The organism is Polynucleobacter sp. AP-Ainpum-60-G11, from assembly GCF_018688375.1.
Lineage (GTDB): Bacteria > Pseudomonadota > Gammaproteobacteria > Burkholderiales > Burkholderiaceae > Polynucleobacter.
The window spans coordinates 1,760,971-1,772,695 of record NZ_CP061318.1; the positions used below are offsets into that span (position 1 = coordinate 1,760,971).

13 protein-coding genes and 1 tRNA gene are annotated in these 11,725 nt (G+C 46.9%); 8 read left to right on the forward strand and 6 right to left on the reverse strand.

Translation table 11 applies throughout. The annotated features are described in order from the left end of the window. Positions 1–16: 16 nt before the first annotated feature. From FD971_RS09070 to pth, 6 genes are all read left to right on the forward strand, one after another. A complete protein-coding gene (locus FD971_RS09070; RefSeq protein ID WP_215333989.1) occupies positions 17–1,504 on the forward strand; it encodes a lipoprotein insertase outer membrane protein LolB in 1,488 nt (495 codons plus the stop codon). After that, on the forward strand, positions 1,501–2,376 hold the full coding sequence (gene ispE / locus FD971_RS09075) for a 4-(cytidine 5'-diphospho)-2-C-methyl-D-erythritol kinase (RefSeq protein WP_215333990.1): 876 nt from the start codon (positions 1,501–1,503) through the stop codon (positions 2,374–2,376). The genes FD971_RS09070 and ispE overlap by 4 nt, the downstream gene beginning before the upstream one ends. Positions 2,377–2,381: 5 nt before the next feature. Further along, positions 2,382–2,458: transfer RNA gene (locus FD971_RS09080), tRNA-Gln, on the forward strand. A gap of 73 nt (positions 2,459–2,531) precedes the next feature. Beyond that, positions 2,532–3,488, forward strand: a complete 957-nt coding sequence (locus tag FD971_RS09085) for a ribose-phosphate pyrophosphokinase (protein WP_215333991.1) — start codon at positions 2,532–2,534, stop codon at positions 3,486–3,488. Positions 3,489–3,625: 137 nt separating this feature from the next. Beyond that, positions 3,626–4,264 carry a 50S ribosomal protein L25/general stress protein Ctc gene (locus FD971_RS09090; protein WP_215333992.1) on the forward strand — a complete coding sequence of 213 codons (639 nt, stop codon included), beginning with the start codon at positions 3,626–3,628 and terminating at the stop codon, positions 4,262–4,264. A 90-nt stretch (positions 4,265–4,354) separates the two neighbouring features. Then, on the forward strand, positions 4,355–4,951 hold the full coding sequence (gene pth / locus FD971_RS09095; protein ID WP_215333993.1) for an aminoacyl-tRNA hydrolase: 597 nt from the start codon (positions 4,355–4,357) through the stop codon (positions 4,949–4,951). A gap of 4 nt (positions 4,952–4,955) precedes the next feature. On the opposite strand, the gene FD971_RS09100 is transcribed toward pth, so the two are convergent. From FD971_RS09100 to FD971_RS09120, 5 genes are read right to left on the reverse strand one after another with little or no spacing between them, the layout of a single operon-like run. Further along, complete coding sequence (locus FD971_RS09100) at positions 4,956–5,225, reverse strand: YfhL family 4Fe-4S dicluster ferredoxin (protein WP_215333994.1); 270 nt, start codon at positions 5,223–5,225, stop codon at positions 4,956–4,958. A gap of 18 nt (positions 5,226–5,243) precedes the next feature. Then, on the reverse strand, positions 5,244–5,738 hold the full coding sequence (coaD, locus tag FD971_RS09105) for a pantetheine-phosphate adenylyltransferase (RefSeq protein ID WP_215333995.1): 495 nt from the start codon (positions 5,736–5,738) through the stop codon (positions 5,244–5,246). A gap of 36 nt (positions 5,739–5,774) precedes the next feature. Continuing rightward, complete coding sequence (gene rsmD / locus FD971_RS09110; protein ID WP_215335325.1) at positions 5,775–6,404, reverse strand: 16S rRNA (guanine(966)-N(2))-methyltransferase RsmD; 630 nt, start codon at positions 6,402–6,404, stop codon at positions 5,775–5,777. Then, the gene (locus FD971_RS09115) at positions 6,397–7,743 is read right to left on the reverse strand and encodes a pitrilysin family protein (RefSeq protein ID WP_215333996.1); all 1,347 of its coding nucleotides are present in this window, start codon (positions 7,741–7,743) and stop codon (positions 6,397–6,399) included. Before FD971_RS09115 ends, rsmD begins: the two co-directional genes overlap by 8 nt. Beyond that, positions 7,730–9,115 carry a pitrilysin family protein gene (locus FD971_RS09120; RefSeq protein WP_215333997.1) on the reverse strand — a complete coding sequence of 462 codons (1,386 nt, stop codon included), beginning with the start codon at positions 9,113–9,115 and terminating at the stop codon, positions 7,730–7,732. The genes FD971_RS09115 and FD971_RS09120 overlap by 14 nt, the downstream gene beginning before the upstream one ends. A 62-nt stretch (positions 9,116–9,177) precedes the next feature. Between FD971_RS09120 and ftsY the strand changes: the two genes are divergently transcribed. Together ftsY and rpoH are read left to right on the forward strand one after the other, a co-directional pair. After that, on the forward strand, positions 9,178–10,068 hold the full coding sequence (gene ftsY, locus FD971_RS09125; protein WP_215333998.1) for a signal recognition particle-docking protein FtsY: 891 nt from the start codon (positions 9,178–9,180) through the stop codon (positions 10,066–10,068). 93 nt (positions 10,069–10,161) lie between these two features. Further along, positions 10,162–11,103 (forward strand): RNA polymerase sigma factor RpoH, encoded by a 942-nt coding sequence (rpoH, locus tag FD971_RS09130; RefSeq protein ID WP_215333999.1) that lies wholly within the window; start codon positions 10,162–10,164, stop codon positions 11,101–11,103. An 18-nt stretch (positions 11,104–11,121) separates the two neighbouring features. Here the strand turns inward: rpoH and FD971_RS09135 are convergent, their stop codons facing one another. Further along, positions 11,122–11,685 (reverse strand): SCO family protein, encoded by a 564-nt coding sequence (locus FD971_RS09135; protein ID WP_371743081.1) that lies wholly within the window; start codon positions 11,683–11,685, stop codon positions 11,122–11,124. Positions 11,686–11,725 lie beyond the last annotated feature (40 nt).

The window sequence follows — 11,725 nt, forward strand, 5'->3', positions numbered from 1 at the left end:
GGATTAGAATGTGCTCATGACTACATTTTCATTAAAGCCTTCTATTGGGGCCTTATTGCTGGCATCTGGGCTTGGCTTTGGCCTTATCCCCAGTCTTGCCATTGCCAAAAATAGCAGCCTAGATAGCGGTCAAGCTGTCTTTGAGGTCCTAGCCTCTGAAATCGCTCTACAACGTGGTGAAGCTGGTCTGGCCTACACAACCTATTTGGAGTTGGCTCGACAACTCGATGACCCCCGTTTGGCACAAAGAGCCATGGAGATTGCTATTACTGCAGGCGCACCTGATTTAGCACTGCAGGCAGCTCAAACTTGGGATAACTTGGCTGGACCTAAGCAAACCAGACCCAAAGAAGTGCTAGTCACTCTTTTAGTTTTGAATCAGCGCTGGTCAGAAGCTGTCAAACCCGCTATCTCATTACTAAATCAACAGACACCATCACAACAACAAAATACCTTGCTACAGATTCAGTCGCTACTAGCTAAAGCAGCAAATGAATCGGAAGCCTTAAGAGCTTTTTACGAAATAGTCTCCACATTAAAGCCAGAACCAAAAGATCCTGGGCTGCTCTATACCTATGCCATGTCTGCCGAAAAATCCGGACGCATCGATGTCATGGAGAAAACTCTGCGCGAAATCCTGCGTAAAAATCCGAATGACGTTAATAGCCTCAATGCGCTTGGTTATTCCCTGGCTGATCGTAATCAGAAATTGCCTGAAGCGTTCAGGCTCATTAGTAAGGCTCATCAACTCTCGCCTAAAGATGGTTTTATTTTGGATAGTCTTGGTTGGGTGAACTTTCGCATGGGCAAAAATGCATTGGCGCTTGAACAACTTCAACAAGCATTTAGCATGAAGCCTGAGGCAGACATTGCTGCACATATCGGCGAAGTCCTGTGGGTCATGAATCGCCCAATTGAAGCAGAGGATATATGGCGCAAAGGGCAGCAATTAGATGCTAACAATCCCACGCTCAAAGAAACTTTGAAGCGTCTAAAGCCTGACTGGTCGGTCGCAGATACGACCCTCAAAGGCTCATGGGATGGGCGTTTCGCGGTGAAGGTTATAGGGCTCACTGAAGGCAAAAATCAAGGCGGGTCGGGTGGATTTACTTTGACTCAAGATGCACTGACTGATGTTTTAGAAATTCGTAATCCAGTGGGCGGATCAATTGCGAAAATTACGATTAAACCGGGCGAGGCAATTCTAGAACGGGATGGTCAACTTACTACAGCGATTGATGCTGATACTCTCATTCAAAATACATTAGGGCTTCCGTTACCTGCACGCGGTTTATCTGACTGGTTACGTGGACAAACGCGCCCTGGTAGTAATGCAAGTGTTGAGCGCAATCCCAAAGGACAAGTCAGCAAAATTACGCAAGACGGCTGGACCTTAAATTACTTTTGGAACAATGCTCAACGCTTAGAAAAACTCACAATGACTCGTAGCTCTAATATCGGCTCAATTGATATCCGCCTGGTATTTGATACTCCGAATGAATGATGCGTAATGTAATAGAACTACGTTGCCCGGCAAAGCTCAATCTTTTTCTACACATTGTTGGGCGCCGTGATGATGGCTACCACCTTCTGCAATCCGTTTTTCAACTGATTGATTGGTGCGATGTCCTCACCCTAAGGCATATTCCAGAGAATGCGGTTCGCCGGATTGATCCCATCCCAGGCGTCCCCCCTGCAGAGGATTTAGTAGTTCAAGCCGCCCAACTATTAAAAGATTTCTGCAAGACTGAGTCCGGCGTCGAAATCAGCCTCAATAAACATATTCCTATGGGTGCTGGTTTAGGTGGCGGATCTTCAGATGCTGCATCCACCCTCATCGGACTTAATGCGCTTTGGGATCTGGATCTTAGTATCGCTACGCTTTGCCAACTTGGCCTAAAGCTTGGGGCTGATGTGCCATTTTTCATCTTTGGCCAAAATGCCTTTGTTGAGGGGGTTGGTGAGAAATTACAAGCCATCTCCTTGGAAACCCAGGACTTTGTGGTGATCTTCCCGAACCAGGGAATCGCCACTGCTCAGATTTTTCAAGACCCTCAATTGACCCGAGATCACGCTCCGATTACAATAGATCGCTTTCTTGCATCGCCAAGCTCATATCAGTCAAATGATTGCCAGGCAGTAGCGGTGCAGAAATGTCCTGAAGTGAAGCAAGCATTAGATTGGATTTACAAGACAGTGCCAAATTCGGCACCTTGCATGTCCGGCTCTGGAAGTAGCGTTTTTGCCGCCTTAGAACCTAAGACGGACATCGCAAATCTGGAAAATCTTCTGCAAAATCTTCCAAAAGGATGGATAGGTCGAATTGTTCGAGGGCTAAATAAAAATCCCGCTTACAATTTGATTTCTTCAGATTGACCTGTAGGGGAATCGCCAAGCTGGTTAAGGCACTGGATTTTGATTCCAGCATGCGAAGGTTCGAATCCTTCTTCCCCTGCCAACTACTGTAGATACGACCAAAAGACATCCATTCGACCCCTACCAAAATTCAAAAATTACCTATGTCCGCCCCAATGAACGCTGATTTACTGACTCTTTTCACAGGTAATGCAAATCCGGTTTTGGCTCACGCGGTAGCTAAAGAGCTCAATCTGCCAATGGGAAAAGCATTTGTTGGTCGATTTTCTGATGGTGAAATTCAGGTAGAAATTCAAGAAAACGTTCGCGGTAAAAACGTTGTTGTTATCCAGTCCACTTGCGCTCCAACAAACGATAGTTTGATGGAACTCATGATCATGATTGATGCCCTCAAGCGAGCATCGGCAAGCCGTATAACCGCAGTGATCCCTTACTTCGGTTACGCCAGACAAGACCGTCGCCCGCGCTCAGCTCGGGTTGCCATCTCCGCTAGAATCGTCGCAAATATGCTCCAGTCCGTTGCCGGTATTGAGCGTGTTTTGACTATGGACCTTCATGCTGACCAAATTCAGGGCTTCTTTGATATTCCAGTAGATAACATTTATGCGTCCCCAGTGCTCTTGGCTGATCTAGAAGCCCAAAAGACTAAAAAAGACCTCATCATTGTTTCTCCAGACATCGGCGGCGTGGTTCGCGCCCGTGCGATGGCCAAGCAATTGGGCACAGATTTGGCGATTATTGATAAACGTCGTCCTAAGGCAAACGTATCAGAAGTAATGCACCTTATCGGCGAAGTAGAGGGTCGCCATTGCGTCATCATGGATGACATCATTGATACCGGCGGAACGCTCTGTAAGGCTGCTGAAGCGCTTAAAGAGCGTGGTGCTAAGGGTGTCACTGCCTACTGTACTCATGCCGTACTTTCAGGTGGTGCTGTTGCTCGGATTGCCGCTTCTGAATTAGACGAATTAGTCGTTACTGACACCATTCCATTGACCCCAGAGGCAATGAAAGTGGCAAAAATTCGTCAATTAAGTGTTGCCCCCATACTCGCTGAGACCCTTTCTCGCATTAGCAAGGGTGATTCAGTGATGTCGATGTTCGCTGAATAAGCCAAAAACAGCGTTTCTATCTCTGCTTTTGGCAGTTTTGAGCCTTTTCTAGGCAAAAACCGTCATTCCCACGATATAATCAAAGGCTTTTCTGTTTGGTCGCGAACGGAAATTAACCTTAATTTTAGGAATTCGATATGAAAGTAGTAGCCTTTGAAAGAAGCGTACAGGGAACGGGTGCGAGCCGCCGTCTGCGCAACTCCGGTAAAACTCCGGGCATTATCTACGGCGGTAAAGACGCCGCCACAGTAATTGAGTTGGATCACAACGCACTGTTCCATGCTCTCCGTAAGGAAGCATTCCACTCATCTATCCTTGATCTCGAAATCGGCGGCAAAGCACAAAAAGTGTTGTTGCGCGATTACCAGATGCACCCATTTAAGCCTTTGGTACTGCACATCGACTTCCAGCGCGTTTCTGCAACTGAGAAAGTTCACATGCGCGTTCCATTGCACTTCACCAACGCTGAGACTTCAGCTGCAGTGAAATTGCAAGGCGCTGTAATTAGCCACATCTCAACTGAATTGGAAGTTTCTTGCTTACCAGCAGACTTGCCAGAGTTCATTGAAGTGGACTTGAACAAGATTGAAGTTGGTCATGGTATCCATGCCAAGGACATCGCATTGCCAAAAGGCGTTTCTTTGGTATTGCATATTGAACAAGAAAACCCAGTATTAGCTAACGCACGTATCCCAGCAGTGAAATCTGCCGATACTGAAGCTGCTCCTGCAGCTGCCGCGGCTCCTGCGGCTGAAGCTCCAAAGGATAAAGCTTAATTATTTAAGCCTTATCTTTGCGACAGAGGAAGCCCGCTAACAAGCGGGTTTTCTTTTTTGCAGAAATACTTTTATCCTTAAGCACTCATCATGACTAAATTAATTGTTGGCCTCGGCAATCCAGGTGAAGAACACATAGAAGATCGGCACAACGCTGGCTTCTGGTTTGTTGACGCCCTCGCCAAACAATTGAGCGCTCGCTTTGAAACTGAAAAGCGATTTCATGGAAAAGTAGCGAAGGCTAAATGGGAAGGTGAAGATCTTTTCCTACTCAAACCCAGCACTTACATGAATCTCAGCGGTCAAGCTGTAGGGGCATTGTGTCGCTTTCATAAAGTTACCCCCCAAGACGTGCTGGTGGTACAGGATGAGCTCGATCTCAAGCCTGGTACTGCACGCATCAAACTCGGCGGCGGTACTGGCGGGCACAATGGATTAAAGGATATTCAAGCTCATCTAGGAACGCCTGAATATTGGCGTCTGCGCTTGGGTATTGGTCATCCGCGCGACCTTGCTGCAGAGGGTGCGCGAGTGATGGATGTAGCGGACTATGTTTTGAGAAGGCCTTTGCAGGCAGAGCAAAAACAGATTGATGCCAGCATTGAAGACGGTTTGCGAATTCTGCCCTTATTTTTTAAGGGCGATGCTCAGGCAGCGATGCTGGAGCTACATTCAAAAACGCATTAGAGCGCTACTTTGTAGCTAGGGCTTTTTTGGCAGCAGTTAAGGCTTGATACTTCACCATGAGCTGCGTCTGATTTTCTGAGAATGCAGGGTTGAGTGGAATACAGTCAACTGGACAAACCTGCTGACACTGGGGCGCATCGTAATGACCCACACATTCAGTGCATTTATTGGGATCAATCTCATAGATCTCTAGACCCATATAGATTGCATCATTTGGACATTCAGGCTCACACACATCGCAATTGATGCATTCGTCCGTAATCATTAAGGCCATCTTGTTTGCCTGCCAGCCCTACTCTTTGCTCTTATTCGCTTCGATCTTTTTGGCCAACCACTTTTCTACAGATGGGAATACAAACTTACTCACATCTCCACCCATCGAAGCAATCTCACGAACAAAGGTTCCAGAAATAAATTGGTATTGATCTGATGGCGTCAAGAATAATGTTTCAACATCGGGTAATAGATAGCGATTCATACCAGCCATCTGAAATTCATACTCAAAATCAGAGACTGCACGAAGACCACGCACAATTACACGCGCATTATGTTCACGCGCAAAGTCTTTTAATAATCCCGTAAAACCAACAATCTTCACATTGGAATAATGACCAAGGACTTCTTTAGCAATCTCAATGCGCTCATCTAATGTAAAGAAAGGGCGTTTGCTACGGCTATCGGCAACGCCAACAATGAGCTCGCCAAAAATGCTTGAGGCGCGACGCACCAAGTCCTCGTGACCACGAGTAAAAGGATCAAATGTTCCAGGGTATACAGCAACAGTCATAACGCTCCTAAGGCTTTTTCAGCTACAGGCAAGAGTTTAGTCCCTCTTGGAGCGAAATAGACAAGCTTTTACTTGCCCAGCCTCTAAGTATTTTCCACAATGCCATTCGGGTACCAAAGCCTCAATCTGCTCACGTGAGCGACTAGACGGAAACTCGACGTAAATACCACCTCCGGCACTATCATCACAAACGCGAGACGCCTCTATCAGGGCTTGATTTAATAAGCCCTCCTCCTGGAAGGGTGGGTCAATAAATATCAAATGGCTAGAGCGATTGGCCTGTTGCTTGAGAAACTCCAAACTGTCTCTATGCAAAATCTGTACTGATCCAGGAGCGGGGGATGACTGTAGCAAAGCAAAGTTTGCCAAAAGCTTGGCATGGGCCTTCTTATCCTTCTCTATTAAGGTCACTGAATGAGCATGTCGTGATGCCGCCTCAAAACCTAAGGCGCCAGTTCCTGCAAACAAATCTAGACAACTCAAGCCGACTAGATCCTGACCAAGCCAATTAAACAAAGTCTCACGAACGCGATCCGTGCTTGGACGTAAACCGGGCAGATCCAGCACACTCAACAAACGACTGCGCCACACTCCACCAATAATGCGAATTTTCTGCGGAGGCTCTAAACGCTTACCTAATGAAGCGGCCCTTGCTAGCTTATTTATTTCTTGCTCCTAAGACCACAATCTTCATCCTATCCATGGCTAAGTATTTTTGGAATGCCGCCTTAACTTGCTCCAAGCTCACCGCCTCCACCTGCTTAGTCCAAATCTCCATCGTATCGAGCGGCAAATTATTCCAAGCAATTGAGGAAACGTTATCTAGCAACTTACGGTTGTTATCGATTCTCAAAGGATAGCCATTCATTAAATTCGCCTTGGCAGCATCGAGCTCAGATTGTGTGGGGCCATCAGCAATAAATTGCGCAATGGTGGAGCTCATGACATCGAGAGCCAGGGCAGCCTGATCATTCTTAGTCTGTAAGCCCGCCTGAAATATACCCACATCCTTGCCAGGAGCAAAATAACTAAATACGCTATAAGCAAGTCCGCGCTTCTCTCGAACTTCTGACATGAGACGCGATACAAAACCGCCGCCGCCCAAGACATAGTTGCCAACTAGCAATGGAAAATAATCCGGGTTGCTGCGGGTTACAGCAGTCATTCCCATAGCGATATGCGCTTGCTGCGAATCAAATGGAATGGTGACTTCGCGTTGACTTAAAGGCTCCACTGGTGAACGCTCAAACTCTGGCAACTTGGTAATAGCAGGACTGGACTGAGGCACTCTTTGCAATAAACCTTGAACAATTTCAGCAGCCTCAGTCTTGCTCACATCACCGACGATGCTCACAATCATGCGATCACCACGGTAAAACTGTTTATGAAATTGCTGTAGATCTGCTGCACTGATATTGCTAATACTTTGCACTGTTGGTGAATGAGCTAATGGATAGTTTCCATAAACCGATTTTCTAAAACGACGATCCAGAACTGATTCTGGTTTAGTCTCCGACTCCAATAACGCAGTAGTCATTCTTTGCTTCTCGCGTGCCAATATTTTGGCATCGTAAGTAGGCGCGCTCAACATGGCCGATGCTAATTGAACAGCGCGGTCACGTAAATCTTGACGACTCAGAGTCCGGATACGCATCACAGCACGCTCACCACTAACAGAAACGCCGAGGTTTGCACCAAGGTCAGCAATCTCATCAGCAATCTGTGCTTCAGTTAGGAATCCCTTCTCAGACTTAGCGCCATAGTTCATGAGTTGCCCAACCACAGTGGCTAAACCACTCTTTGCTGCTGGGTCATAGCGATCACCCGCATCAACACTGATTTCAATATCGACCATGGGTAGGGCTTTGGTTTGAACGAGATAGGCTTGCGCACCCTTGACAGACTCTAGTTTTTCAATCGGCAATATTGCATACGTTGAAGTGATGGCTCCACCAAACAGCACTACCGTAAGAGCAACTTGTTTAATGAATTTATTTAGCGGCATGATTGCCTCCTTGCTTACTCTCACCTGACTGACGCGCCTGCGGATCTAATATCGCAATGGTAAGCCCCTCATCGACTAAATATTTTTTTGCAACGGCTTGGACTTGCGCAGGAGTAATCGTTTGCATTTTCTCCAGCATCACATCAATGTCTCGCCAGGAGAATCCCGCCATCTCCGTGCTGCCGATTTCCATTGCCTGACCAAAGATTGAATCGCGCTTATAAATTTGATCGGACAGAATACGTACCTTGATACGCTTGAGTTCGGACTCCAAAATTCCCTTATCAGCAACTTCTTTTAAAGCCCTTCGAATACTGCTCTCAGCCTGCTCTACTGTTTTGCCTTTAGCCATACTGGTACTAATTAAGAAGAGCTCTGGGCCCCTGGAGATCATGTCGTAACCGACGCCCACATCATTCACCACGCGCTCCTGCTTCACCAAAGCCCGATTCAGGCGAGCATTGTCATAACCATCGAGCACTGCAGCCAAAAGCTCCAAGGCATAAGGCTCATCATCCTCTAGCATACCCACTTGCAACTTAGGAACTTTCCACGCCATTGCCAGTTGCGCACTATCGGCGGGTGCTTTGACCTGCACTCGCTTAATGCCTTTTTGCGGAGGTTCAATCTGCGGCTTGCGCTCAGGTAACTCTCTTGCAGAAGCAACGCCATAATATTTTTCAACTGCTTGTAAAATGACTTTAGGATCAACATCGCCTGCAATCACCACTGTTGCGTTATTGGGTTTGTACCATCTGCGATACCAATCACGTGCATCGGCAGCTTTCATATTTATGAGGTCATTCATCCAGCCCACTACCGGATGACGATAAGGCGAGCTCATGTAAGCGCTAGCCATAAGTGATTCATTGAGTAGGCTGCTTGGATTATCTTCAGTGCGTAGTCGGCGCTCTTCCATCACCACCTGAATTTCTTTCAAAAACTCCGCATCATCAAAATTGAGATTGGACATGCGGTCTGCCTCTAGCTTCAATACCTCATCTAGCTTGGACTTTTCAACCTGCTGAAAATAGGCTGTGTAGTCGCGAGAGGTAAAGGCATTTTCCCGACCGCCTACAGCCGCAACCAAACGAGAGAATTCGCCTGACTTTACTTTGTGAGTTCCCTTAAACATCATATGTTCCAACACATGAGCTACTCCGGTCTTACCGTTTACTTCATCCATGGAGCCAGCGCGATACCAAACCATGTGTGCTACCGTTGGCGCACGGTGATCCTCACGCACAATCAACTTAAGACCGTTAGAAAGTTGAAACTCGTGGGTATTTGCTTGACCTGCATCTGTGGCCGCCCAGGCACTGGAGCAGCAGAACATCAAAGAGAAAGAAAAACGCAATAAAGTGGAGCGCATCTGTAAGATCACCTATCCCAAGTATTTAATTGATAAGATGCAAGGATTAAATTGTATCGATTATGTTCGGCCTACGTAAAACCCTCGGATCCCTATTCAAATCCAATCAGACTGATGAGGCCTGGTTTGATACCTTAGAAGAATCGCTCATTCTGAGTGACGTGGGCCTTCCTACGACTGAACAATTAATCAGCAAACTTCGTAAAGCTGCTAAATCAGAAAATATCAATAGCCCGGAAGAGCTGAAACAATTACTAATCCAAGAGGTTGCGACCCTTCTAAGGCCTTTGGAACCAAACCCCAATCCTTTGTATGTGCATGAGCAAAAGACCATGCCAGAGGTGTGGCTAGTTATCGGCGTGAATGGTGCAGGGAAGACCACCACCATCGGTAAGCTGTGCAAACTCTTTCAGTCCCAAGGTAAATCTGTCTTACTGGCGGCAGGCGATACTTTTCGAGCAGCAGCCCGTAACCAGCTCCTGGAATGGGGTGGCCGCAATCAAGTCGACGTCATCATGCAAGAGAGTGGTGATGCTGCGGCGGTGGCACATGATGCTATTCATGCGGCAATCTCGCGTAAGAGCGATATTTTGATTATTGATACCGCAGGTAGGTTGGCCACGCAAGAACACCTGATGGAAGAATTGAAGAAGGTGAAAAGGGTGATCGGCAAGGCCCTTCCTGGGGCGCCTCACCAGACTTTGCTCGTTCTTGATGGCAATACTGGTCAAAACGGTTTAAGCCAAGTTAAGGCCTTTCATGGGGCTTTAGGGCTCTCAGCCTTAATCGTGACTAAATTAGATGGCACGGCAAAAGGTGGGGTTATCTGTGCACTCGCCCACACCCTCAAAGAGGGGCATATTCCAGCGGTTTTAGCTTTGGGCAAAGGTGAAGGAATTGATGATTTAGCCCCTTTCACTGCCGCCCAATATTCTTCTGAATTATTCAATTAAATCATAGGCTTATAGAAGTAAAAAACCATTAGCACTCTCTTGACAAGAGTGCTAAAATAGAGCCCTATTAATACCTAAAATATATAAAAGAAAATGGTTCAAAAGAAAGCATACAAACCGCAATTGCAAGCAAGGCAAACACTGCCAGCAGCGCAAACTGCTGCGGCTTCGCTCGCCTTTCCGATGTTGCCTTCCCTTGGAGTCGGCACGCTCGATTCTTATATCTCGTACGTGAATCGTGTACCGATGCTCAGTGCTGCAGAGGAACTTCACCTCGCGCAAGAATTTCGTCGCACTGAAAATGTGGATGCTGCGAAAACTTTGGTTCTCTCGCATCTTCGTTTGGTGGTGTCTGTTGCACGCCAATATTTGGGTTATGGCATTCCGCATGCAGACCTTATTCAAGAAGGCAATATCGGCTTGATGAAGGCTGTCAAACGCTATGACCCCAACCAAGGTGCACGCTTAGTCTCTTACGCAATCCATTGGATTAAGGCGGAGATTCATGAGTACATTCTGAAAAATTGGCGCTTAGTTAAAGTTGCGACTACTAAAGCACAACGCAAGCTGTTCTTTAATTTACGCAGCAATAAACCCACTTTAGCCGCCCTTACTCCAAATGAAGTTGAGGCATTGGCCAAGGCACTAGATGTCAAAGGCTCGGACGTTAAAGAAATGGAAATGCGCCTGGCTGGTGGCGATGTTGCTTTAGAGGGTGATGACAGCGATGATGAGTCAGCCTATGCACCAATTCAATGGTTGGCGGATAACAGTCAAGAGCCTACCGAGATGATGGCTGCTGCTGCAACTGATGCCTTGCACGGCCCTCAATTGGATCAAGCACTCATGGCCTTGGATGAGCGTAGCCGCAACATTGTCCAGTCGCGTTGGCTAGCAATGGATGCAGATGGTAATGGCACAAAGACATTGCATGATCTTGCAAATGAATATGGCATTTCTGCAGAGCGTGTTCGCCAAATCGAGACTGCTGCTCTTAAAAAGATGCGCAGCCTCTTGCAAACAGAAGCTGCTTAAGCAGCTTTTTCCTAGTCTTTACTTCAGCAGTTCCTTCAAGTCTTGCGCCAGGGTCTCAGCACCTTGCGCATGCTTGATGTAAAGACGCAAATGGCCCTCTGGATCAAAAACATAGCTACCTGCTGTGTGATCCATAGTGTACGAACCAGGGCTAGATCCGGGCACCTTCTTGTAATAAATCATAAAGTCTTTGGTGACCTTTTCTAGTGCGGCTTCATCCGCTGGACGCAAGCCCAAGAAACGGGAATCAAATGCAGGCACATACTGCTTCAGAATGCTTGCGCTGTCTCGCTCAGGATCCACTGTGACAAATAGCACCTGCACTTTATCTGCCTGAGGACCCAGCAAAGTCATGACCTGCTGCATCTCAGTTAGCGTAGTAGGACAAACGTCCGGACACTGCGTGTAACCAAAAAATATCACCACTGCCTTACCTTTAAAGTCAGCTAATGTTCTGACCTTTCCATCGGGATCGACCAAAGTAAAGTCTGTACCAAATTTCTTGCTACCAGTGATATCCACATTCTTAAAGCTCTGCTTCGGACTGCAAGCCATTAAAGCTAAGCCAATGAGCGACATCATCAAGATGCTCGTAATACGGATGGAAATTTTTGGTAAATTC